Genomic DNA, 24,890 nt, shown 5'->3' with positions numbered 1-24,890 from the left:
ATCCGCAGCAACAGAAAAGACGCTCTGATAGAGCGCCTTTCCTATGACCCGCCTAAATATAGACTTGAGCCAGCTACGCAGACATCACAGCTTGCTGCAAAGGTTGCCAACGGAAATAGCGATCGCCACCCAATTCCACCGCAATTTTCACTCGTGGGTCTGCCGCAGGTAAGGTCGTCAAATATTCAATTTCCTGGCTAGTCAGAACGTGTCCCTCAATAATCCACAACAACAACCCTTTGGAGTTAGCAGGTAATTTCTCCAACTCATAAGTAATGATGGGCGGAACAAAGTAACGGTATCCAACCATTGCCCCGGTAACCGTGCCGCTCTTTTTACCTAAATGAGGCGGACGCACTCCATGAACCTCCGTTAGATAGGCAGCCACGTCTCCCAGTCCTCGCGCTGTAATCGTCAGAGAATTATATCCAGCAGCCCGAATTCGTCGCCGATAGCGCCCTTCAAAGCCGCCTTCCAGCGGAACATACAGACCCAACGAACCATATAGTTCTAAATCCCGGATCAACTTTTTGCCAGTTGTAATTAGCGGCATCAATTTCTCTCCAACTATCAAAAGTTGCTAAAACAGAGCAGTTAAAGGCAAAACAAACGACAGTGCAATGTCCTGATCGCCTACCCATACCACAGCAATAGTCTCTCATACTCTACAAAAAAGCTCCAAGCTTGGATGGATAGAGTTTTGCTATGGCTGGAATAGGGACTAGCAAGAATTTTTTCATCTACAAAACTTTATGCAGAAAAAATCACCCCGATAACCTGCCCCCTTGCCTCAACAGATTAACGGTTTGCGGCAACACTCCAACCATTAACGCAAAGGCTTCATCAGGAATTTTAGCAACGGTGTTAGCGCCAAAGTAATTATCAAACTGATTTAAAATCATCTGCGCTCTTTGCGCTGGAATAGGATTATCGGTTAGTTGATGGGTCAATCGAATCCACTGTCGTCGAATGAGATAGGCTTTTTGTCGTTCTTCTTGATCTTCCGGGCAAATTAAAGATAGTTCCCCTACCGGTAATACTTGATGGGAATCTACATCAAAAAAGCTGCCCACTGCTGCTCCAGGACCGGCAAATTCTGCATAGAACTGTTTATAAATGATCAATCCATTTCGCCGTCTACTGTTGACCATCCAAAGCTGACCACTAGTGAGTTGGCAAAGAACAAGGCTATTGTCTTGCTCCCCAGCAGAATTAGGAAAGGATCTTGAACTTTCATTCGTCATATTGCTGTGATCAATCAACCAGTTACTCAACCTGCTAGAAATGGTAACCCCTTAAATCTGAAAAATAGGCATTGAAATGGTAGATAGCGCAACTATTTCAGTAAATTCTGGCTCTACTTTTCAGGTAATTTGTATTGACTGACTATTCGCTTGGCATATTCAGGAACGTGAGACTCTAGCTTTTCGGGATAGTTTCGCTGAACGTAGAGATAGTTGCGAGTGAAGTGAGAATCGATTGAAAAGCGAGCATATTCTAAGCCCTTGGGACCGATGCGTTCGATGACGATGCCCATCAGTTTAGCTGCCCACATGGGTAAGGTCACACCTTTGTCATAAGCGGGAATGCTTTGCTGAACTGCCTCTTTGCGATCGCCCTGCGACATCACAGGCTGGGTTTCAATTTGATCTTGAATCAGATCCAGCATTTCCTGACCGCGATCGTTTCGCACTGTGATCCATTGCCAGCCAAAGGGCGCACCCATATATCCCACCACAATATCCGCCAAAGAATTTACATAGTCAAAACAACTCATGCAGGAGGGCGCAAACACATCTTTGAGTTGATTGGTCTTTAAACCAAAGAACGGCACAGTTTCGGTAGAACCGTCTTCATGTTTGAAGTGAACGCGGAAGTCTTGCATGAATTCGTAGGAAACCACAGTAGAGGGCGATCGACTGGTGGTATCCAAAAACTTTTGCAATCCAGCACGGGTGACATTATCAACACAGGGCGTGCCTAAAACGTATAGCTTTTCCAAACCCAGTTGCTTTTCTACGGTTCGCAGCGCTTGAATTTGGCAACCCACCCCAATCACCAGCAGCCGTTTCATGCCAGATTGCTCAATTTGCTCCAATACTGACAGGTTCGGCGATAGGGTTGGTTTGTTGACTCGCGCCGCCAAAATTTCCTCTGGGGTGCGGGCAATGATAGGTTTGGGCTGAAAGTGATCTTCTTCGGTGTTTTGCACACAGACTACGCCTTCCACCATGCCGCGAGTCAACATTTCGATCGCAATACTGCTGACAATCCCCGTCCACTGGGCACCCGCGATCGGCTCAGTTTTTCGGGCTGCGGTCATACTTTGATGTACGCCAAAGTACCACTCATCTTCGTTGTCCAAATCACGGCTGCGATCGTGGGTTTCTTCCTCCAGTTCCGCAATATGCTGCGTCAGAAAGGCACAGGCATCTTTGACATAGTGAATATAGTAGGTATCACACAATCCACATTCGCTACAGAGTTCCTTGGCAGGACGACGGCTGGAGGGCTTGAGAGCCTTGGCTTTTTGATGGGAAGGAGTAGCAGTCATATTTAAAGTAGCAACAGAATAAAATTTTTAAAGATGTCTAGAGCGCATTCTCACGATACCGCAGCGGCTGTGCCAAGGTTGTACTGAGCAAATCGCCCAGTTTTGGGGCTGTCCATCGAATTTGCTAGAGTGCCTGAATCCACTCTTTCACCTCATAATCTGTCCAGATGCCATTTTGCCAGTAAGGATCGGACTCGATCAAGTGGCGCACGGTGGCTTCATCATCAGCCTCATAAATGCCAAAGCATTGAGTTAGGTCTTTGGTGGGTCCAATCGTCATGAGGATGCCTGCTGCTTTCTGCTGAGCAAGTCCATCTAAGTGAGCTTGACGATGAGGAGCGCGTTTTTCTAAAACGTTGTCGCAGTAAGTGCCCCAGAGGATATATTTCGACATATAAAATTGGTGTAAGCGTTATAGGTTTGTAATGAAAAGATGACCTGAGCGAACTAATTTTGAAGTGCAAAGATTTGAGCGATGGTTAACGACCAGTCAGGAATAAGGGGCGATCTCAACTGATTTGACTCCACAAAAACCGTATCTTCATACTGACCTTCTACCCATTGACAAACCGTGATTTGCTGGGTTTCGGGATCAACAATCCAGTATTCAGCAATTTCTCTGGCGGCATATTCTGTGCGTTTATGTCGATAGTCACGAATATGATTGGTGCTGCCAGGACTAACAATTTCAATCACCAGTGCGGGCGGCGGCAGATCGCGGGTTAGAGTATTGCGACGGCTGCCAACCAAGGCGGCTCTGGACTCTTCTGTGTGAACCACTAAATCGGGTAAACGGCATTTTGCCCTGCGTCCAGTCACTTCAATCTCAAGGTCTTTGTGAGAAATGAAGTAAAAGGGAAAATGCTTTAGCAACTCAGCATATAAGAAACCAGATAAAGCACAGTTTTCTTGACTTTCCGGCGGCATTTCAACAAGTTCTCCATTCACCAATTCGTAATGAGTATCTGTGCCATCGTCGTAGGCAAGATATTCCTCCATCGTCATTAGCTTTTGAGTGGTTGTCGCCTGACTCATGGTGTTTTTCCCTTAAACTCGCTTAACTTCTCAAATCGACTCTAAATTTTTCCACCAAGGTTTCGCGGACTTTTTGCTGAATTGGATTAATGTCGTCTTCGGTGAGGGTGCGATCGCCGGATCTGTAAACTAACCGAAACGCTAAGCTACGCTGACCTTCTGGCACATTATCACCCCGATATTCATCAAATAAATCGATGGAATTTAGCAGATTGCCTCCGGCAGTGCGAATCGTGCGCTCGATATCTGCCACTGAAAATTGGGTAGGAACAAAAAAGGCAATATCGCGATCGGAAGCCGGAAACGCCGAGAATGGCTTGAAGGTGGGAACCAGCAGGTCGTCTTGATCAAGCTGGCTCAGCAGCATATCAAGATCTAGCTCAAAAGCATACACCTCATCGGGGAAACCACGCTCTAGCCGAAGTTGGGGATGGAGTTGCCCAAAGGTGCCCAGCCGATTACCGCGTACCCAGAGCGATGCGGTGCGCCCTGGATGCAGGCGATCATCTCGCAAATCTGGCTGATATTCCACAGCAATCCCTAGACGGCAAAACACACTTTCCAAGAGTCCTTTTGCTTCAAACCAGGTGATGGGTCGATCGCGTCCACCTTGCACCCATTTGCCGTGACTAGGGTCGCCGCCAAAAATACCTGCGATTGCGTCGGCTTCCTGCAATCCCTCTTCTTCAGACCAGAAAATTCGTCCATATTCAAATCCCTGAAGTGCCCCATTTCCCTGCTCTAAATTATATTGAAATGCGTCAATTAAGCCTGACAGCAGGTTAGTTCTGAGGGCAGAGTAATCTGGAAAAAGGGGATTAGATAAGATGATCTGGCGTTCTTCACCCGGTTTTACGAGGGAATAATGAGCAAGCTCAGTGAGTCCTACTGCGCGAAAGGCTTCTCGAACGTTGCGAGTAAGCTGCTGCTCGATCGAGAGATATCCGGCTTCCGTCTTTTCAGGGAGCGTTTCAGAGAAGTTGTTGTAGCCATAAAGACGGGCGATCTCTTCAATCAGATCAATTTCTCGTTCCAAGTCCCGATAGCGGTAAGGCGGCACAATCACGTTCCAGACTGCTTCTGCGCTAGGAACAGACACTTCACAGCCTAACGCCCTTAAAATTCGTTCAATATCCGCAGGTTGCAGTTCACCGAGTTCATCGCCTAAGGTGACAGGCCCTAAAATCTGATTGACCCGCTCTAGACGTAGCTCAATCGATCGCGTTGTACTGGTTTGATTGCGCGTATCAACCATTTCTTGGGAGGCGATCGCCCCCCCCGCTAACTCTATAATCAACGCTAAGGCGCGACGACAAGCAAATTCTAGCTCTGCCTGATTCACGCCACGCTCATAGCGGGCTGAAGCCTCGGTGCGTAAACCCTGGGAACGAGCTGATCGCCGAATCACAGCAGAGTCAAATAATGCGGCTTCCAGCATTAAGGTTTGAGTGCCCTGATGCACTTCAGTCTCTTCGCCGCCCATCACACCTGCCAGTGCCACGGGCTTATCATTTGCAGTAATTAATAAAGCTTGTTCTGTAAATGAGCGCGTTTGCCCATCCAGGGTTTTCAAGGTTTCGCTGGTATCGGCAAATCGTACCCCCATTTGCAGGGATGCCTCTGGAGACTGGTGGCTGGCTGTAAGTAGGCGATCGCGATCGAAGGCGTGTAGCGGTTGCCCCCATTCCAGCAGCACGTAATTGGTAATATCTACCACATTATTGATCGGGCGCACGCCGGAAGCCTGCAAGCGCTGCTGGAGCCAAACGGGAGAAGGGGCGATCGCAATCCCTGTCACCTCGGTTCCAATATAGGTTGGACACGCCTGAGATTCAGAAATTTTGATCGATAAGGTGCCTGTATCGGCTGGCACTTTTAAATCTGGCACTTGAGGCAACCGTAGGTCGGCACCCGTCAACGCTACAATTTCCCGCGCAATTCCTACTAGGCTCAGGGCATCTGCTCGATTGGCGGTCGAGGTTAAATCCAAAATCACATCATCCAGCCCCAATAACGGGCGCACATCTAACCCTGGCTTAAGAGCATCGCCCTCAAACTGATAAATTCCCGCCGATTCTTTTGCCAAGCCCAATTCTGCGAGGGAGCAAATCATTCCTTCAGAAGCGACCCCGCGCAATTTAGCTGGTTTGATTTTAAGTCCGTTTTCCCCCATTTTCGGTAAAAAAGTGCCTAAGGTCGCAACAGGCACATATAAATCGGCTTGAACATTGGCGGCTCCACACACAATCGTGGAAGGATTTGCTTGACCAATATCAACCGTGCAAATACTCAGTTTGTCGGCATTAGGGTGGGGGTCTCGTGCTAAGACTTTGCCGACTACTACCCCATCTGCCCAAGTCCGGCGATCTTCAATGTCCTCCACTTCAAAACCTGCCATCGTCAGCAGGTCTGCCAACTCTGAGGGAGTCATCGAAATATCAACTAGTTCTCGCAACCAGTTCAAAGAAATACGCATGGATGCTTTAGCCTAACTACATCCGTTATTCTATCGCCTTCGCTCCCAAGCCTTTTCATTGTCTGGCTATCTCTGCCTACGGAATCTTGCTTTTTAGGAGAGACATTATAAATATTCGCATGATTTCAATTTGCCAAAGAATGGTATTGATAGGATTGAGGATATGCTTTTGTTACAGAGCTTTTGATTGTGGGCATATTAAACACAACGAAGCTACGTCCTGATAAATCATCACAGTCCACGAAGTAGTATAGACATCCACCGTGCTTGCAGCCAAACGCCAAAGCTTTAGTGCTTTTTTATGGAACTCCCGTAGGAATGTCAGCCCAATTTGGTGTTTGTGTTCGGATAATGGAAAGTAGCGTACCGAAATGTCCTCAGCAGTTGAAATTAGAGCGAGTGAAGCTGAATGAGCTACTGCTTGAATCCAGCCTGTCCTAGTCCGCAGAACCTCACCCACACTGAATTTTGTCAGGCTTGTGGTTCTAAGTTGTTGCTGCGCGATCGCTATCGCATTATTCAAGCCCTTGGGCAAGGCGGTTTTGGTGCAACGTTTTTAGCATCGAATGAAAGCCTGCCCGGTAAGCCAAGCTGTGTAATCAAGCAACTGCGCCCCAATGCCACGGCTCCTCATGTGATGGAAATGGCACGAGAACTGTTTGCGCGAGAAGCAACGACCTTGGGGCGCATTGGCAACCATCCCCAAATTCCTTCTTTGCTGGATTACTTTGAAGAAGACGCAATTTTTTATCTGATTCAAGAATATGTGAGTGGGCTAACGCTACAGCAAGAGATTAAAGCGTCTGGACCTCGCAGTGAAAACCAAGTAAAAATGTTTCTCAGCGAAATTTTGGTTATTTTGGAGCATGTTCACGGGAATCAGGTGATCCACCGGGATATTAAACCTGCCAACATGATTCGACGGAACCAAGATCAAAAATTGGTGCTGATCGATTTTGGGGCGGTGAAAAACCAGAACACTCAGCAAAGCACGGCTTCGGATCAAACTGCGCTGACTTCCTATGCGATCGGCACTCCCGGCTTTGCACCCCCCGAACAAATGGCAATGCGCCCCGTCCCTGCCAGTGATATCTATGCTCTTGGTGTCACTTGTATTTACTTGTTGACCGGAAAATCGCCCAAAGATCTGGATTACGATCCTTCAACGGGTGAACTTCTTTGGCAGAAATATGTTGCGGTGAGTGATCATTTTCAAGCAGTGCTGACCAAGATGCTTGAAATTTCAGTGAAGCAACGCTATCGCACAGCTATGGATGTGTTTAGAGCGCTGGATTTAGAAGATCATTTGGAAATGCTGGAAAATAGCATGACTTCGGTCAAGCCGGGTGCGAATACTGGACGTAAAAATTCGGATTACCGAGGTGCCGACTCGGCTGGAGCAAAGGTTTCACCCTATGCTCGACAAGCGATGGGAATTCGGGCACGGCAACAGTCTCGCTATGATTCTACTAGCTTGCACTCCGGTTTTACCCGTGGACGATTAGCAGATTCAGACCGTTTGAATGCTGGGATTGCTTCTAGAGGAAAAAACTCGGCTGGAAAAGGGCGAGACACCTCAAACGAAAAGAAACTGCCCGTGCGGTTGGATGCGGAAGGCTTACAAACCTATTACTCCAAAGGTAAACGGGATTTTGCCAGTCACGATTTGCGATCGCTTTCCCTCGTAAAAGCAAACTTGGCAGGCGCAAACTTTCATCAGGCAAACCTCACCAAAATCAATTTGCAAGGTGCCAATCTATTCAACGCCGATTTTGGTAAAGCCACCTTGAACCAAGCCAATTTACGGGATGCAAACTTGGGTAAAGCGTATATGAGTAACGCTGATTTAGAAGGGGCTGACCTGCGTGGAGCCGATCTCAGCAGCGCTTATTTGCTAAACGCAAACCTACGAGGTGCCAATTTGTGTGGCACGAACCTATCGGGTGCCAAGGTGACCGAAGAACAGTTGGCAACGGCACGCGTCAATTGGATGACCACCCGACCCAATGGCAAACGTGGCATTTGGTAAATTTCCAGTGCGGCTGATAGTGGAGTGGTTTAAAAGCAGAAAGGCTTGAATCGGGTGAAACCGCTCAAACCTTCCTGCTGGATGCTGTTATCGTAAAGGCGATCGCCTGACCTCTGGCACCTGAAACCCGAAACCTGACCTCCTAGACCCGAACTGCCGATGAATTGGCGGTCGTTGTAATTAGGCTAATCACTTGCGCCGGAGTTAGGGTTGGGTTAGCGCTCAAAATTAGGGCGGCTAAGCCTGATACATGGGGAGTCGCCATCGACGTGCCATTTTTATAGCCGAAAGAGCCGCCTGGAAGAGTGGAGTAGACATTGACTCCTGGAGCAACAATAAAGCTGAGAGGGGTGTTTCCAGCCCGGTTGGAGAAGCCTGCTAGCTGGGTATTAATGTTCACGGCTCCAACTGCAATGCCAGCTTGATTGGCATATCTGGCTGGATAAATGGGTTGAGATGAGCCTTCGTTGCCTGAGGCAAATACCACGACAGCACCCCTTTGATTGGCATATTGAACGGCTGATAGAATCTCAGGGGAGGGAGAGGAACCTCCCAAACTTAAGTTGATTACCCGCGCTCCATTATTGGCAGCATAGCGAATTCCGGCGGCAACATCTGAATTGCTGCCTCCATTATCACCAAGTACTCTAATTGGCATGATTTGGGCGTTGTAGGCAACCCCCGTTACGCCGATCCCGTTATTGTTGGCGGCGATCGTTCCGGCTACATGAGTTCCATGCCCCTCGGAATCGAGAGGACTAGCATCTCGATCTACAAAATCCCAGCCCTGCACATCATCGATGAAGCCATTGCCATCATCATCTCTGCCATTGTTGGCGATTTCTCTGGTGTTGACCCAGATGCGCCCTGTCAGATCGGGGTGGGTATAGTCAACCCCTGTATCGATCACTGCCACAATCACCCCTTGCCCGGTGTAGCCCTGTGCCCAAGCTTCTGGAGCATTGATCAAGTTTACGCCCCAGTCATCGGCTCCGCCAAAGGTGGGCTGATCGGGGAAGGGTGAAAATTGCCCAGTTGCCCGTGCGACGGCAGCGGCAGCATTTGCCAGCCCATAGCCATATTGGGGCGTGAACGGATTGCTGGCGGCAGCGGCAGAGAGGTTGAGCGTGTAGGTGGTGTTGATGTCACCATATGGATAGACTCGAATGAAGTAGCTTCCTGCTTCTAAGTTTAGGTTGATGGATTCAGAGGATGTTCCAGCTAAGTTAGAGATTCGCAGCACTTCTCCGGCATCGACTAGCCCATTTCTGTTCAGGTCGCGGATGAGTTCTACATCTGCATCTGCGGTTAGTCCGCTTAGCAATAGGTTAAAGTTGGTGTTGCCTGTGAGCGCAAATCGGTAGTAGTCGTTGCGATCGCTTGTCCCCACAAAATCCTGTAGGGTGATTGAACCTGCGAGGGTGCCGAGATTGCGGGCGGCTGCCGGGGTATTGCCTGCACCATCTAGGGCGATCGCAGTAGAGGTAAGGCTCAAACGATAGCGAGTGTTGGCATCATCCGAAGGCAGCACTCGAACAAAGTAATTGCCGACATTCAGCGTGGCAGATAGGAAAGAAGCGCCAATGTCGCTCACATCACGAGTGGTGGCTGCCAAAATTTCATTGCTGTCAATCAAGCCATTGTTGTTAAAGTCTTGAATGATCTGGGCATTGGCATAAGCATCCACTCCATCTAAGTCTAGATCCAGGCGGCTCGTCCGACTCAAGCTAAAGCGGTAGATGTCACTGGGGTCGATCGCGCCGATGACATCATTCACTATCCGGCTACCGGATAGAGTGCCCAGGCTCGCGGCGGTGCTTAGGGTGCTGCCGGCTCCATCCACCAGCGGAGTCAGGGTGAGGGAATAATTGGTGTTGCCGCTATATTGCAAGACTCGCACAAAATAGGTGCCAGCCAAAAGGCTATTGAATATCGCTTCTGAGGCAGATCCGGCGCGAATTGATGCCGCCAAAACATCGCCGCTATCTACAAAGCTGTTGTTGTTAAAGTCTCGAATCAGTTGAACATCCGCATCGGCAGATAGCCCGTCGAGAAATACACCAACGCTGCGATCGCTGTTGAGAGTAAAGCGGTAAAAATCCTCAATATCAGTACTGCCCACAAAACCTGCGATCGTTCTGCTCGTGGTCAATGCGCCCAAATTTACCGCCGTTGATAGCGTATTGTCTCCTACGGCTACAGCACCCAGCGAGAGACTATAGTTCGTATTGCCGCTGTAGGGATAGACCCGCACATAATAGCTGCCTACCGACAGTAGGCGGCTCAGTGTTTCAGGACTGGTGGCGCTATTGATCGACCGGGCAAGAATTTCTCCATCATCCACAATGCCGTTATTGTTGAAGTCCTGAATTAACTCCACATCTGCATCGGCAGTTAAACCACTTAAATTGAGATTAAAATTGCTGTCAGTGTTGAGATTGAAGCGGTAAAAATCATGGGTATCTGCATCCCCCACAAAATCATTAAATGTAACGCTGCTGGTCAGGGTGCCCACATTCCGGGCGGTGCTGAGGCTATTACCCGCACCATCAAAAGTTGGGCTAGCCGATAGAGCTAGGCGGTAGTTGCTGCTGATGCCATTGAAGGGATATACCTGGACAAAATAGGTGCCTGCGGTCAGCGGTCGCGCGATGGTTTCTGGGGTGGTGCCGCCTGCAACGGAAGAGGAGATCGTGGTGCCTACGCTATTTAACAAGCGAACATCGACATCGGCTTCTAAGCCCGTTAAATCTAATCTAAAGTTACTGCTGCTGGATAAAGTAAACCGATAAAAGTCATTGGGGTCAACAAGACCGACAAAATCATTGAAGCTGCGATCGCCCATCAAAGCTCCCACATTTCTTGCAGTCGTAGTAGAGTTGCCCGCCCCATCTTGCGGGGTTGCTGTGATGTTGAGCTGATAGGTCGTAGCAGCATTACTAAACGGATAGACCTGAATAAAGTAAGTTCCGGCATTCAGTAGTCCAGATAAGCTCTCCGATGAGGTGCTAGAGCGAATCGAAGACGCAATCACTTCATCGACATCCGCCGTGCCGTTGTTATTCAAATCTTGGATTAATCGCAGATCCACATCCGCACTTAACTGGGAAAGCCCAATACTGTAGTTACTCTGAGTTAGCAGGGTAAAGCGATAGAAATCCTGTGGATCACCACCTCCCGCACCAGATACAAAGTCATTGAATACCTGAGTTCCCGACAGCGTAGTATTTAAGCCGTTGAGCTTGCGAGCGGTTGCCAGGGTGTTTCCGGCATTGTCATCTAATGAGATGTCCAAATTTAGCTGATAGTCAATGGTGCCGCTATCAAAAGGCGTGATGCGGACAAAATAAGTTCCGGCTGGAAGGGTTCTGGAAATTGAATCATCGGCGATACCACCGCGATCGCTCCTCGCCAAAACCACACCCAAATCATTCAAAATTTCCACATCTGCATCTCCCGTCAACTCGGTCAGCAGGAGATTGACATCACTGATATCGTTTAGCTCAAATCGATACAAATCGGCTGGATCATTAAAGCGATTTACACTACCAACCTTGGAGTGGGAAATGTAGTTGTATCCTCCCAAATCAAATGCAGTAGGTAGCGTTGTTCCGGGATCTGGAATACTCCCTCCACTGCCTGCAATTCCGAGAGTGTAGTTGGTAATTGTCGATCCATAGGGAGTGACACGAACGTAATAAACCCCGGCTGCTAACTGCGCGTTGATCGATTCATCAGCGGTGCCAAAATTTGCCGATGTTCGCAACACCTGTCCGCTACTATTGAGCAACCGCAGATCTGCATCGGCTTGCAAATTCGTTAATGAAACCGTGAGGTTGCTATCTGACGACAGACTAAACCGTAAATAGTCATTGAGATCAGTACCGCCCACAAAATTTGAAAACGTTCTGTTGACCGATCCGCTTTGGTTTCCGAGGTTTAATGCAGTTGCTAAAGTGTTACCGGGATCAACTGGCATGGGGCAATGCTCCTAAAGGTTAGAATAAAAATTTATCACTCTCACCGTCGAAAATTATGCGGCGGTCGTCATTATGTTTTGAGATCGCACTTCGTCAGTGTTGTAGTCAGCCATCCGTTCGCTCAAGTCGGCAGGGAAAATTTCAGGTTTAGCAGTCAGCTAACCCGCGATCGCAGCCAAAAATTTCTATCGACTGAGCGGTTCGTGAAAACTAAGCGATCGCCTTAGAAGATTTGAACGTGTCTAGAATGCTGAAAATCGTGAACGATGGGGAGTAACAATATTTCTTCACCTTATGCAATCTCCAGGGCTTTTACTATAAAGAAGGAGTAAAATTTGGAGAGAGAATTATAAGAAATCTGTAAACATTGATTTCCTGTAAAAAAATTGTGGCGAATCACGGCTGCAAATTTTGAAAAGCTGGCAGAAATCTCCTGAAAACTAGACCGGTCGAGTAATAGCGCGACCTAAAAATTCTAGAGTGCTGATTGAAAAAGCTTCCTGGATGCTGCGACGGAGAGGATGTCAATCTTAAAGATTCACTAAATAAAAAATGAATAATCTCTGGACTCAGCAATGCCAGAACTGCAATAGTTCTACGTTAAAGATTGTCAACAGATTGCTGGGAGCGCCAATCATAATTCTCTTTAATTAATTGTGCGGGAACACCTGACAACCAAGACATTGTTGCCTAGTTCGCTGCCAGGGGAAAACCGAGCCGCGCTACCGATATAACATTGCTCTCCAATGTGGATGTTGCGATCGCGCACTCCTGCACCATGCGTCCAAAACTGCGAATCTCGTCCAGCAATCCACGAGCCTTTTCCCACGGTCAACTTTCCAGCAATATCAAAAAAATGGGCATCAGCAATTAAAGTATTCTCTGCCAAAATCAAACAGCGATCGTAATGGCTGTCCTTAAATTCCTCACAAAGCGTCCATATCATTACATACAAAAAGATTGTTTTTCCAATGGTTGCACCATTTTTAATCACCAAAGACATTGAACCTGTAAACACATGCGATCGCCCAATCGTTACGCCTTCAATGGTGGCTTCTGCAATCACCAAAAGGGTGCCAATTCCAATCTTGCTATTTTTAATTGAGTAGCCCAGTATTAGCTTATATATCCCTCTTTAGTCACTCTAGGCAGATGAAAAGATGAGTTGTAAGGTCAATCGATGCACCCATGGACAGATGAAGTCATTCATTTGATGGGTCAATTGCTCAAATCCAGTTTGCAGTGAAGCAGTCGGAAAGACCTTGAACCGACATTCCGCCCTTTGAACTGTCACATTGAGAATTTAGCGGCATAATTTTTTCAAGGCTTGAAGCAAAGGAGGTGCGGTATTAGCAATGAGTTGATAGTGCAAAACCTCGACCATCTAGGCATTGTTGCCGGATTGGTAGACGAGTTGGAGATTGTGGAACAGGTCAATCAACACTTGGGTGAAGACCCGCGAGAACAGATTAGCCCTGGAGTAGTCGTAAAAGCCATGATTTTGAATGGTTTAGGGCTGGTTTCAGCACCGTTGTACTTGTTTGAGCAATTCTTCGTGGGCAAAGCGTGCGAGCATTTGCTGGGAGCGGGAGTGCTGCCCGAGTATCTCAATGACGACCGCTTAGGACGAGTGCTCGATGCGCTCTATAGCAGTGCAGCAATTCCAAATTCAAAACTTTGACAACTCGCTGAATCAGACTGGAGGATAAGGAAACACCTCGTGGGAGCACGGTGATGGAATCATTGCCTTTAAGTTTTGGGGTGTTGTTAGGCTATCTGCATCAAGCCATCAGTCGGATTGAAGACCCAAGGCAAGCGAGTAACGGCACCCGCTACAGCGTGAGTGACGCAATCTTGGCAGCGTTTAGCGTGTTTTTCATGCAGTGCGAGTCTTTCCTGGAGCACCAACGGCAAATGCAGAGTCGGCAGGGCAAGGATAACGCTCAAACATTGTTTGGGTTAGCTCAAATTCCGAGTACACCGCAAATCCGCAATATTTTGGATCACCTGGCTGCACCTGTCCTAACGGGTGTGTTTGAGCAGGTGTATCGAGGTTTGAGGCAAGGGGGATACTTGCAGGCATACCACTGCTTGGGAGGGCATTTGTTAGTCACCTTAGACGGGACGCAATATTTCAGTTCGCAGAAAATTCAGTGTCAGCAGTGTTCAACTCGAACGCATAAAAATGGGCGTGTGACCTATTTTCATAGCGCGATTCTACCCGTGATTGTCGCTCCTGGTCAGTCGCAGGTGATTGCCTTAGCCCCCGAATTTATCAGTCCGCAAGATGGGTCTGTGAAACAAGACTGCGAAGTGGTGGCGGCTAAACGCTGGATGCAGACCCATGCGGGGCAATTTGCCCAACACCCAATAACGCTGCTTGGGGATGACCTCTATAGTCGTCAACCGATGGTTCAGCAGTGTATAGAGTATCAGACGACAATAAGCATGGCGAGAGGAATCAGTGATAGGAGAGGGGTCTGCATCGGAGAGCATAAAGTCAATTAGATGCTGCCAACTATTGAATAGCAAATACTTAGTCAGGCTGAGGATGTCTTGAAAGAAACCCTTGCGAGTGCCCCGTTGGTGGCGAATTTTCTGATAAGACGTGTCCACTAGATGAAGCACTGTATGGAACAGGAAAGCCAGGAGATTGAGCGTGAGCAAAAAGTTGGCTAAATGCTGTTGCCCATGCCCAAAGTTGTGTTCGAGATGGTACCCCTTGGTTTTGAGGACATTGTGATTTTCGTTTTCGGTCTTCCACCGACTTCTACCAGCAGCGACCACTGAGGCAACGGTGGTATGACCCAAGCGATGGTGGGTGATGAAGGCATTGTGGTAGAGCACCTGAGCGTCGTGTTCCCGGGTAACGACCAGTTCGCACCAATTGACCAGCAAGGCGGGTTGAGTGTCCCGAATCGGCACGAGATTGGCATAGCGGTAGTGATAAATCGCTGGAGTGCGCTGGTGGCATTGCCGGATTTCTAGGGTCTCGAGCGCCCCCAAAACCTCAAGCACGTGCAAGCGCTCGTACAGGGCAGGGTGAGAGTCGGGTAGAGCGGTAAAAATGAAGTTTATGCCAAGCTCTATACACTGCTGAACCATCGGTTGACGACTATAGAGGTCATCCCCAAGCAGCGTTATTGGGTGTTGGGCAAATTGCCCCGCATGGGTCTGCATCCAGCGTTTAGCCGCCACCACTTCGCAGTCTTGTTTCACAGACCCATCTTGCGGACTGATAAATTCGGGGGCTAAGGCAATCACCTGCGACTGACCAGGAGCGACAATCACGGGTAGAATCGCGCTATGAAAATAGGTCACACGCCCATTTTTATGCGTTCGAGTTGAACACTGCTGACACTGAATTTTCTGCGAACTGAAATATTGCGTCCCGTCTAAGGTGACTAACAAATGCCCTCCCAAGCAGTGGTATGCCTGCAAGTATCCCCCTTGCCTCAAACCTCGATACACCTGCTCAAACACACCCGTTAGGACAGGTGCAGCCAGGTGATCCAAAATATTGCGGATTTGCGGTGTACTCGGAATTTGAGCTAACCCAAACAATGTTTGAGCGTTATCCTTGCCCTGCCGACTCTGCATTTGCCGTTGGTGCTCCAGGAAAGACTCGCACTGCATGAAAAACACGCTAAACGCTGCCAAGATTGCGTCACTCACGCTGTAGCGGGTGCCGTTACTCGCTTGCCTTGGGTCTTCAATCCGACTGATGGCTTGATGCAGATAGCCTAACAACACCCCAAAACTTAAAGGCAATGATTCCATCACCGTGCTCCCACGAGGTGTTTCCTTATCCTCCAGTCTGATTCAGCGAGTTGTCAAAGTTTTGAATTTCCTGAACGGAAAAGTGTTTGAACACTTGATCTATCACTATCGCTTAGGGTACAGCGGCTGGCAGTACGCCCAAATCATCCAGGGTGGCGAGAGCTTTATTGCCCTGTCCGAAGGGTTGCAAAATGCCCTGTTTGCTTGTGGGGGTACGCCGAAACAGCATCGGACTGATAGTTTGAGTGCGGCGTACCGGAACTTGGGCGGCGTTCGCAACAAGCCCTTAACCCGATTATATGACGACCTCTGCCATCACCACCGGATGCAACCGACCCGCAACAACACCAGCATTGCCCACGAAAACGGTTCGTACGCCTTCGGCGGAGCGAAGCTCTATGAGTCTCCACACGGACACTTGAAAAACCGGATTAAGCAAGCCCTGCTGCTGCATGGCAGTTGTGAGTTCAGCAGCATTGCCGAATATCAAGGGTTGATCAATCAAGCGGTGGATGGACTCAATGCCCAGCACAGCGAGAAGATTACAGCGGAGAAACCTTATTTGCAACCACTCCCCAAAGGACGCGTCGCAGACTATGAAGTCCTGACGGCAAAGGTGAGTTGTCACAGCACGATTGATGTGCGCTGCGTGTTGTACACGGTGCCTGCCCGCTTGATTGGACGGCAACTGGAACTGCATCTGTATCACGACCGGATTGTGGGGTATCTGCACCAACAGCAGGCGGTTGAGCTACCCCGCCTCCGACCCGATGGCAAGGGCAAACGTCGTGCCCGCTGTATCAACTACCGCCATGTCGTTGAAGGACTGCGGCGCAAACCCCGCGCCTTCTTGTATTGCACCTGGCAGCAGGACTTACTCCCCGATGAGCAATGGCAAGGATTGTGGCACCAGATAAAAGCACAATTTGAGCTGAACCCGGCGGCACTTTTGATAGTTGAAAGCTTATACATTGCGGCGACCCAAAACCTGCAATCGCAGGTTGCAGACTATCTCCACACTCAATTGGCGCAAAAGACCCTGACCCTTGCTAGTCTCCAACAGCACTTTGGCTTACTCCCCCCGATGCAGGTGCCAGCGCTTGCTCCACCCCAACAGGATCTTTCCTCCTATGACCAACTCTTGCCCCCCCCCGCACCAGACCAGCCCTTACCAGAGCTTGAGCCTGCACCTCAAACGGTTACACCTCTCCCACATGCTGACCCATTGGGAAACCCTCGAAGCCAAAGCGATGCAGGAGGGCTGGTCTTACGCGCAGTTCTTGCTAGCTCTGTGCGAATTAGAGGCACAACGGCGTTGGAGTGCCAGACTTCAACGGGCATTGAGTGTTCGCGTAGCGTGTGCGTAGCGTGTGCGTAGCACTCAGCCCAATTGCCCAACGCCAAAACCCTTGCCAATTTTGACTTTGCTCATTGCCCCAAACTCAATGCTGCACCCTTAATGCAACTGGCAGACGATGCAACCTGGCTGGAACGGGCGGAAAACGTGTTGCTCTTCGGTGCCAGTGGTGTCGGCAAAACTCATCTAGCAGCAGCGGTTGCCCGACGCATGGTCGAGTGGGGTAAACGGGTCAAGTTCTACTCTGCCATTGCCCTGGTGCAGCAGTTACAGCAGGCAAAGTTGCAGTTGCAATTGCAGAGTGCGCTCAAAAAGCTTGACCGCTTTGATCTACTGATACTCGATGACTTGGGCTATGTCAAAAAGTCAGAAGCCGAAACGAGTGTGCTGTTTGAGTTAATCGCTCATCGTTACGAGCGCAGGAGTCTGCTGATTACTGCCAATCAGCCCTTTAGCCAATGGGATGCGATTTTTAGTGACTCGATGATGACCGTCGCAGCGGTTGACCGTTTAGTGCATCATGCTTTGATTGTGGACATTCAAGCCGACAGTTACCGCAAACAATCGGCAACCGCAAAGTCGGCAAAAGCTGCAACCGCAGCACTCCAGCCTCAGCCCGTCTCCTGATCCTAGTTGTCATTTCGATCCCAATTGTCACTTTGATCCTGACTGTCATTCGATCCTGGTTATCACCCTACAGCGATTGTTTCTTTCTACGGGTCTCTGCATTGCTAACTTGATGCAGCTTTAGTCGAATGTTGGTTTTTATCTTTGCTTATTTGTAGTGCTCGATGAAGTTCTTGCGATCCTATGCACCCGTCAAGTAGTTGTCATTTCCTGGCAAGATGCTTGACATTTGATACAGAAGTTTGGCATCGAGCGCAAAAGTGCCCATGTTGATGCCACTTCGTTTGCGGTCGAGGGCGCTTATGAGGCGTCAGAGGTGGTTGGCAGCGCTGCGCCTGTTCCGATTACGTTGACCTATGGGTATTCGCGTGACCATCGTCCTGGCCTGAAGCAGTTTGTCATGAACCTGGTGTGTTGGGGCGATGGTGATATTCCTGCCTTTGTCGAGTTAGCCGATGGCAATCAATCTGATAAGACACGCTTTGCTACCTTGATGCAGGAGTTCAAGTCCGAGTGGAACTTTGAGGGGTTGTATGTGGCGGATGCGGCTCTCTACAGTCAGGACAATCTGGAGCAGTTGTCAGGGGTCCGATGGCTCACTCGGGTGCCCTTGACGCTGACTGCGGCATCAGAGTTAGTCAATCATTTACCCAATACTGCGTTAATTCCTACAGCCCTAAAAGAGTATCGGATCGCAACGGTCTGCTGTGAGTATAGTGGGGTCAAGCAACGTTGGTTTGTGGTCGAAAGTGCTGAGCGCAAGCAGGCTGACCTGAAACAATTGGACAAGACATTGGCAAAGGCAACGACTCATTGGAAATCGCAATTGCGTCAACTTTGCAGTCAAGAATTTGCTTGCGAAGCAGATGCATTAGCAGCACTGAAAAAGTTTGAGCATAACTTACCCTGGCATCAATTAGTGGACATGAACGTGAAACAAACGTTGCAGTATGAGAAACCAGGTAAACCCAAACCAGAAACTTCTCCTAGCCGCATTACCTATCAACCACAAGCGTCATTAACACTCAACTCGATGGTTGTGACACAGCATCAGCAACGAGCTGGACGCTTTGTGCTGGCAACCAATGTCTTAGAGTCCGAGCAATTGGACGAGCAACAGGCACTTCAGGAGTACAAGGGGCAACAAAGCAACGAGCGAGGCTTCCGGTTTCTCAAAGACCCAATGTTCTTCGCCTCCAGTGTCTTTCTCAAATCCCCAGAACGGATTATGGCACTCGGCATGATCATGGGCGTGTGCTTACTGGTGTACAACCTGGGACAACGCCAACTCCGCCTTGCCTTGCAAGGGGCAAATCAAACAATTCCCAATCAACTGGGCAAAGGGACGCCATGTCCAACCCTGCATTGGGTGTTTCAGTGTTTCATGGCAGTCCACTTGGTGGTGCTCAATGGCGTTAAACAGGTCGTGAATCTAGTCGTGAATCTAGTCGTGAATCTAACGGACGATCGTCGCCGGATTCTCCAATTCCTGGGTTCTGCTTGCCGACAGTACTACTTGCTGTGTTGAGGGGGAAATCCTTTTGTGCCAGTGGAAAGTGCGGAATGTGGGTTTCAAGATCCGATTCGGCTGGATGATTACTCTGAACCGGAGCCAGATATTGCAGTGGTGCACCCGGACCCGCTGTATTACGAAGACCATCACTCTACGCCTGCTGAGGTGTTTTTGTTAATTGAAGTGGCTGATAGGAGCCTGAAGTTTGACTGTGAAGTGAAAGCGCCCGCCTATAGTCGTTCAGGCATCGCGGAATATTGGGTGTTGGATGTAGATGATCGCAAACTGCATGTGTATCGATCGCCCAGTACCCATGGCTATCAAAGTGAAACCATTTTGGCGGAAGCGCTGACCATTGCCCCCTAGCGTTTCCCGAATGTATCATTCCTGTCGAAGACCTGCTGCGATCGCGCCGCGAAGGTTGATAGCGCTTTGATTATCACTTGGGCGAGGGCAAAGATTGTGAATTCTACCAGGGCAGGCGATCGCCGTTCCATGAAAAGAATTCGCCGCTGTCGGTTTCTTGTAAGCCATCCATCACGGTGAGCAGTTGTTGGACAGTGCGCTCAACTGAGAACAATTTTTCGGGAGACACATTCCGCTGAAAGGGGCGAGATAGCTCGGTGTCTGTGGTGCCGGGGTGCAAGGTAATGACGATCGCCCGTGGGCAGGTGCGCTTATATTCGATCGCCACGGTTCGCATGAACATATTCAAGGCTGCCTTAGAGGCTCGATAGCCATACCAACCGCCTAACTGGTTATCCCCAATGCTGCCCACTTTGGCAGAAATCGTAGCAAATAAGGCGCGATCGCGGTGCTTGAGTAAGGGTTGAATATGTTTTGCCAGGAGTACCGCGCCAATGCTATTCACCTGAAAATAGTGCAGTAGTTGGTCAGTATTTAGTTGGCGCAGGCTTTTTTCGGGTTGTAGGGTGCCAGAGTGCAGCATTCCCACGCAGTTGATTACAGAGTGCAATGCAGATGTTTCTGCCTGAATTTTTTGCACCACGGCAGCAATTTGCGTTTCATCTGTAAGGTCTAATGCCAAGCAATGCAGCCGTGGATCATTGATCTGTAATAACGCGGAGTCGAGATTGCGATAGGTGGCGTAGATAGGGGCGGCGCGATTGCTCATCAATAGCTGACGTACAAACCCTAACCCAATCCCCTGACCTGCTCCAACCACCAAGGCTGCATTTTGTTGAGATTTCTCTGTTTCCTGATTCACAACTTTAAGCTCATTACTGGATTATAAAAATAGGGGCATTGGTTCTACCAATCCCCCCTACAATTTAGAACTCAAAACTCAAAACTTTCTACCTTGCCCAGCGGCTACTCTTCCAAAGATAAATAAGTAATACGCCTGAAATGATTGCGCCAAGAGTCCATTTCACGGCATTTCGGGTCAACCCTCTAAATTGGCTAACCTGTTGCTGCGCTTGCACAGGGATTTGGGCGCGTATTGTTTTGATTCGCTCCTCAATTTGAGTTTTAACTGCATCGGGCTTACTCGGATCGACCGGTGCCCCCATGGCGCTTAATTGGGTCGCAATCTTTTTGATGTCCTCTGGGCTGCTGCTTTTAAGCTGGTTTTCTACTTTTTGAAGTTGGGCAATCTGCGCGGTTTCAAACTCTTTTGCTCTTGCATTCACTTGGCTTTTCAACCCAAAAGTTTGCAGCAGCAGCGGTGGAATCATTAAAAAATACGCGATCGCCAACAGCAAACATAGCCAGGATAGAAAGCGCAACGCCAGTTTTTCAAGGGGCTTTCGTCCATAAAACTCACCAAAAAATACTAGCGCAAACCCCAACAGCGGCACAACTGAGCGCTCGACAAATTGCCCGATTAGGTTAATGCCAAACCGAGGATCGGCAGGGTTTGCGATCAAAAAAGAATGAACAGTATCGACTAGCGCAAATAAAAGCAATCCATACCCAACCCAACGCAACCGATAAACGGAAAGATTTTCGCTTGCATCACTATTCGATCTTGCATCGTCACTTGGTCTTGCATCACCACTTAATATCGCCATCGCTTAGCATCTCCCAGTAAATGTAAAATTCATTCAAGACAAAATCCAGAAAAACCTGATACCAATCAAGAGGGCGGATAGTTTGCTTGCCACCATTGATTCCATGAAAACCACGCAGTTTCCAACGTTTTATAAGCCGCTGCTTCTGACGCTTCGGGCATAGTGCTTGGTTGCACAGGAGTCGATAATAGAGTCCACAAACAACGCCGATCAATCAGTGATTCTTTACCCAAGATCCACGGCAAAATCCGGTTGGGTTTCAAATCAGAAGTGTAGCGACTTTGGGTAAACTGCTGCTCTGTCACCGTGCTTTGACCACGGGGATTCACACATGCCGTCAGATACGCCTGTCCTTTATCAGACAGCACTCCATAAAAGCCAGTTTCCGGCTGATACTTAATTTTGAGATTAGCATTTGCCGTGCGAATAGGACTGTAGACAAACAGATAGCGACTGACGTTGCCATCGCTGGTCATATAGTGTAAGTCGGCATTCAGGTTCGTGTTGTCTTGCTGAAACCGATAGCTTCGACCAAACCGAGAATCATTGTTTGCTTTCAGTTCAGAAGTACTTAGCAGTTGCCATCCCGGTAGTAGCACCGTCGTTGATAGCGTGTTAACTGACTGAGCCGCTGCTTTATCCACTTTTGGCAATGTCAGCAATTTCCCTAAAACTAGCAATGCCCCAGCCGTTGTGATTGCCAATAGAGACAGGCGCACAGGTTGCCAGGTTAAATTAAGCATTGGTTTCGGCTCCTGAGTCTGGTTTTTGGTCGAGTTTACGTAAGAAAAAAAACCAGCAGAAACACCCAAAAACAAGCACCGCGATCGCCGAAAAAATTAAAGAACCCTGTCCTTCATGCCAATAGTCAAACGAACTTTTGTTACCCGCATTGTTGAGAATTGCCATCAGCGCAACCCGCAACGCGTTTACCACAAAGCCGATGACCACTGCTGCCACGATACACAGAACTTTTTGAACGTGCGATCGCAAAGGAAACATTAGTAGAAACAAAATTGAAATACTCAGCAACTGAAGAATACTTTGAATGCCGGAACACGCGCCATACACCTCTACGCGACCCTTTGGCAGATACAAAAATACTCCTTCCAGCCGCACCGGAATCCCAGAGTACCACAACATAAAGGAAGCCGCTTTTGCTGTGATTTCGGATAGATCGATCGCTTGCAGGGTCAGCCGTAGCAGTGGATACACTGCTAATAATCCAAAAATAATAAACTCTCGCCAATACTGCCTTAGCCCTTTGAACCCCGACGCGAGTAATCCGGTGCCCAATCCTGCAACCAATGGCAGCGCCCAAGCAGAAGACACTGAATCGGGTGATGAGTTTGCCCTAGTCACCATGCCCATCACAATCAAGGCTCCCAGCAGGCTTGCAATTAGAGTGCTTTCAAGGTTTAAAGTCTTATATCGATCCCAAATCAGTGAGCCTGCGGCAATCCAAAACAATAGGCAAGTGGCAAACAGTTCTGAATCGTCGATCCGATTGAGCAATGTCAAATGAATTGCGGCAATTGCGGCAACCAGTGCCAAAAGCCAATATTTCGGCTCTTTTAGGGTTTGTGACCAGTCCATAGTAATCAACTCAGCAACGTTAGAGCTTCCGAATAAAGGCTTATTAACTTATTGAGACAGGAGTTACGCAAACCTCGGAGATTTTAGTCGAAATGCATAAGTCCTGATAGAAAGAGTTCCCCTGAGAAGCGAGGTAATCCCGTTTGAGAAAAAATCTTATTCACAGGGTAGCTCACCAGCCAAAGAGCCAACTAGATCTATTGCTCTAAGTCAACTTGAATTCGTAATGCTCCAGAACTTCCATCTTTGGAATCGGTGTCGTCTAAGGGTTGGCTTTCTCTTTGGGTATGGGCGCGGGCAAGCAAGCGATAGCGTCCGGGCTGGGTGGGTCGCCAGAAGTAACGCCACAACGTCCACTCGTGGGGAGAAGCAGGATGATTTTGCTCGGTGGATTGCCAAGTTCTACCCTCATCGGTGCTGATTTGAATTTGTTGAATAGGATTGGCGTGATCGATCGCCACCCCGGCAATTAAAATCCCGTTGTTCCATCCTATTTCACCATTTTTGGGGATAGTGATCTGCGATCGCTTGTTCCAAACGCGGCTTTCTTCAATTTGCTGGATTAAGGCATGAATGGGAATTTGTGCGGTGTTCGACCAGCCTTGTCGCTCCCAATAGCCTTTCTTAAATTTTGCGATCGCCTCAATTTTGGTTAACCACTTTGGCTGCTTTTGCCCAAAATATCCCGGCACAATTAACCGGACTGGATACCCATGTTCTTTGGTCAGCGGTGCCCGATTCATTTGATGTACCAACCGTACTTGCGATCGCATCACTTCCGCCACGGGCAACGTGGTTTCATAATAATCGGCTCCATGCAGCACAAAAACCACGGCTTCCGATTTCACCCCCGCTTGCTGCAAAAACGGGAGCAGTGGTGTGCCTGTCCATTCTGCATTGCCAATTAAATTTCCCCCCGCTGGATTGCCAATACACTCCATTGTCAGATGAAAAAACTCTTGGGGTGCCGCCAAAATATCAGCATAAGAAAGGGTTAAAGGTGTTTCGACCGCGCCCACAATCTGCAATCTCCACCGCTCTTTGTTCACGTTTGCAGGCAACGCGTAGGACTGAACATAAAATTCACTCAGCGATGTAATTAGATGATTGGGCAGGCGCTCGGCGGGATTTGCCAAATCGAGCGAGAATAGCCCATCCAAAGGCTGCTCTCCACAACTTGCCAGCAGACTTGCGCCAATCATCCCCCCTGATCCCTGCAAGACTCGCTTCAAAAGATGCCGCCGCTTCACACTGTTAATTCCTTAAATACTGGACGATGGGCTGAAATGCCTGCTTTCACCTAAAACGTTTCTACCTAAACTGTAAAGAAATAATGGCATATCTATCAGTGAGCGGGGATCGGTCATATTGCAATTTAGATGCCAAGAAAAGCGATATTTCCTTGCTAAATTCCATTTCTGGTTCATTAGTGTTGTGATGGGGCGATCGCTTCCTCTACCTGACCCCCTTCAGTCTCAGGCGGATTTATTGTGAGTAAATTTGACTGCAAAAACAATCGACATAAACACAGCGCAGCAGAATAGCGCCACTAATGTTTCTTGAATGTTGGGTGGTATGACTACAATAAATCCTTGATCTTTAATCAAGGTAGAGAAGCTTGAAACACAAAATGGCATGAGATAGAGCCTAAAGGTTTGCCAATGATCGGTGCTGCGAGTCTCACCCGAAGAAACGCTTAGCAATAAGCCTGTACCAATCACAGCACTGATGCCAATAGCATTAATCCATATCTTGAGTGACGGATCAAAATGAAACCAAACTACCACAAGATACCAAATGAAATAGCACCAAAGAATTGTTTTATCTAGCTTGATTTTATAGAAGTATTGAAGCAACCCTTTCATAGCTCTAAAGTGCTTTATTTTTTGTGATCATCTACTAATTGAACC

At 48.5% G+C, this 24,890-nt stretch carries 17 protein-coding genes and 5 pseudogenes; 7 read left to right on the top strand and 15 right to left on the bottom strand.

Annotation, left to right across the window (positions count from 1 at the left end):
• Positions 1-73: 73 nt before the first annotated feature.
• From ndhN to pheT, 6 genes are all read right to left on the bottom strand, one after another.
• Positions 74-553, bottom strand: a complete 480-nt coding sequence (gene ndhN / locus AC1S5B_RS26570; RefSeq protein ID WP_482038667.1) for an NAD(P)H-quinone oxidoreductase subunit N — start codon at positions 551-553, stop codon at positions 74-76.
• Positions 554-764: 211 nt separating this feature from the next.
• Positions 765-1,151, bottom strand: coding sequence for a hypothetical protein (locus AC1S5B_RS26565; protein ID WP_482038666.1), 387 nt, complete (start codon positions 1,149-1,151; stop codon positions 765-767).
• A 206-nt stretch (positions 1,152-1,357) separates the two neighbouring features.
• Positions 1,358-2,554 carry a Coenzyme F420 hydrogenase/dehydrogenase, beta subunit C-terminal domain gene (locus tag AC1S5B_RS26560; protein WP_482038665.1) on the bottom strand — a complete coding sequence of 399 codons (1,197 nt, stop codon included), beginning with the start codon at positions 2,552-2,554 and terminating at the stop codon, positions 1,358-1,360.
• A 124-nt stretch (positions 2,555-2,678) separates the two neighbouring features.
• On the bottom strand, positions 2,679-2,948 hold the full coding sequence (locus AC1S5B_RS26555; protein ID WP_482038664.1) for a YciI family protein: 270 nt from the start codon (positions 2,946-2,948) through the stop codon (positions 2,679-2,681).
• 53 nt (positions 2,949-3,001) lie between these two features.
• Positions 3,002-3,589, bottom strand: coding sequence for a Uma2 family endonuclease (locus tag AC1S5B_RS26550; protein ID WP_482038663.1), 588 nt, complete (start codon positions 3,587-3,589; stop codon positions 3,002-3,004).
• A 22-nt stretch (positions 3,590-3,611) separates the two neighbouring features.
• Positions 3,612-6,065: a phenylalanine--tRNA ligase subunit beta gene (gene pheT / locus AC1S5B_RS26545; protein ID WP_482038662.1), complete on the bottom strand. Its 2,454-nt coding sequence runs from the start codon at positions 6,063-6,065 to the stop codon at positions 3,612-3,614.
• Between the two features lie 409 nt (positions 6,066-6,474).
• Between pheT and AC1S5B_RS26540 the strand changes: the two genes are divergently transcribed.
• Positions 6,475-8,094 (top strand): protein kinase domain-containing protein, encoded by a 1,620-nt coding sequence (locus tag AC1S5B_RS26540; RefSeq protein WP_482038661.1) that lies wholly within the window; start codon positions 6,475-6,477, stop codon positions 8,092-8,094.
• 142 nt (positions 8,095-8,236) lie between these two features.
• Here AC1S5B_RS26540 and AC1S5B_RS26535 read toward each other — a convergent pair whose 3' ends face one another.
• Positions 8,237-12,073, bottom strand: coding sequence for a S8 family serine peptidase (locus AC1S5B_RS26535; RefSeq protein ID WP_482038660.1), 3,837 nt, complete (start codon positions 12,071-12,073; stop codon positions 8,237-8,239).
• Between the two features lie 647 nt (positions 12,074-12,720).
• Positions 12,721-13,143 carry a hypothetical protein gene (locus tag AC1S5B_RS26530; RefSeq protein WP_482038659.1) on the bottom strand — a complete coding sequence of 141 codons (423 nt, stop codon included), beginning with the start codon at positions 13,141-13,143 and terminating at the stop codon, positions 12,721-12,723.
• A gap of 279 nt (positions 13,144-13,422) precedes the next feature.
• Here AC1S5B_RS26530 and AC1S5B_RS26525 point away from each other — a divergent pair.
• Positions 13,423-13,725, top strand: a pseudogene (locus AC1S5B_RS26525) (DUF4277 domain-containing protein); the annotation flags it as partial.
• Positions 13,726-13,808: 83 nt separating this feature from the next.
• The gene (locus AC1S5B_RS26520; RefSeq protein ID WP_482038658.1) at positions 13,809-14,582 is read left to right on the top strand and encodes a hypothetical protein; all 774 of its coding nucleotides are present in this window, start codon (positions 13,809-13,811) and stop codon (positions 14,580-14,582) included.
• A gap of 27 nt (positions 14,583-14,609) precedes the next feature.
• Here AC1S5B_RS26520 and AC1S5B_RS26515 read toward each other — a convergent pair.
• Positions 14,610-15,824, bottom strand: a pseudogene (locus tag AC1S5B_RS26515) (ISNCY family transposase); the annotation flags it as partial.
• Between the two features lie 106 nt (positions 15,825-15,930).
• Between AC1S5B_RS26515 and AC1S5B_RS26510 the strand changes: the two are divergent.
• From AC1S5B_RS26510 to AC1S5B_RS26495, 4 genes and pseudogenes are all read left to right on the top strand, one after another.
• Positions 15,931-17,190: pseudogene (locus AC1S5B_RS26510) on the top strand (Mu transposase domain-containing protein); the annotation flags it as partial.
• A pseudogene (gene istB, locus AC1S5B_RS26505) lies at positions 17,072-17,838 on the top strand (IS21-like element helper ATPase IstB). The pseudogenes AC1S5B_RS26510 and istB, both read left to right, overlap by 119 nt.
• Positions 17,839-18,045: 207 nt before the next feature.
• A pseudogene (locus tag AC1S5B_RS26500) lies at positions 18,046-19,366 on the top strand (IS1634 family transposase); the annotation flags it as partial.
• Positions 19,367-19,381: 15 nt separating this feature from the next.
• Positions 19,382-19,717, top strand: a complete 336-nt coding sequence (locus tag AC1S5B_RS26495; protein ID WP_482038657.1) for a Uma2 family endonuclease — start codon at positions 19,382-19,384, stop codon at positions 19,715-19,717.
• A 103-nt stretch (positions 19,718-19,820) separates the two neighbouring features.
• Here the strand turns inward: AC1S5B_RS26495 and AC1S5B_RS26490 are convergent, their stop codons facing one another.
• The 6 genes from AC1S5B_RS26490 to AC1S5B_RS26465 all read right to left on the bottom strand — a co-directional run bounded on the left by AC1S5B_RS26490 (position 19,821) and on the right by AC1S5B_RS26465 (position 24,845).
• Positions 19,821-20,579 (bottom strand): SDR family NAD(P)-dependent oxidoreductase, encoded by a 759-nt coding sequence (locus AC1S5B_RS26490; RefSeq protein WP_482038656.1) that lies wholly within the window; start codon positions 20,577-20,579, stop codon positions 19,821-19,823.
• A gap of 88 nt (positions 20,580-20,667) precedes the next feature.
• Positions 20,668-21,384, bottom strand: a complete 717-nt coding sequence (hpsJ-A, locus tag AC1S5B_RS26485; protein ID WP_482038655.1) for an HpsJ-like protein, cyanoexosortase A-associated — start codon at positions 21,382-21,384, stop codon at positions 20,668-20,670.
• Positions 21,385-21,449: 65 nt separating this feature from the next.
• Positions 21,450-22,127, bottom strand: coding sequence for a cyanoexosortase A system-associated protein (locus tag AC1S5B_RS26480; RefSeq protein ID WP_482038654.1), 678 nt, complete (start codon positions 22,125-22,127; stop codon positions 21,450-21,452).
• Positions 22,120-22,980, bottom strand: coding sequence for a cyanoexosortase A (crtA, locus tag AC1S5B_RS26475; protein ID WP_482038653.1), 861 nt, complete (start codon positions 22,978-22,980; stop codon positions 22,120-22,122). The genes AC1S5B_RS26480 and crtA overlap by 8 nt, the downstream gene beginning before the upstream one ends.
• A gap of 197 nt (positions 22,981-23,177) precedes the next feature.
• Positions 23,178-24,230, bottom strand: a complete 1,053-nt coding sequence (locus tag AC1S5B_RS26470) for a molybdopterin-dependent oxidoreductase (protein ID WP_482038652.1) — start codon at positions 24,228-24,230, stop codon at positions 23,178-23,180.
• 225 nt (positions 24,231-24,455) lie between these two features.
• Complete coding sequence (locus AC1S5B_RS26465; protein WP_482038651.1) at positions 24,456-24,845, bottom strand: hypothetical protein; 390 nt, start codon at positions 24,843-24,845, stop codon at positions 24,456-24,458.
• Positions 24,846-24,890 lie beyond the last annotated feature (45 nt).

Source organism: Leptolyngbya sp. CALU 1928 (assembly GCF_056784215.1).
The sequence above is the reverse complement of the archived record's forward strand: the minus strand, read 5'-3'. Positions and strand labels throughout refer to the sequence as shown.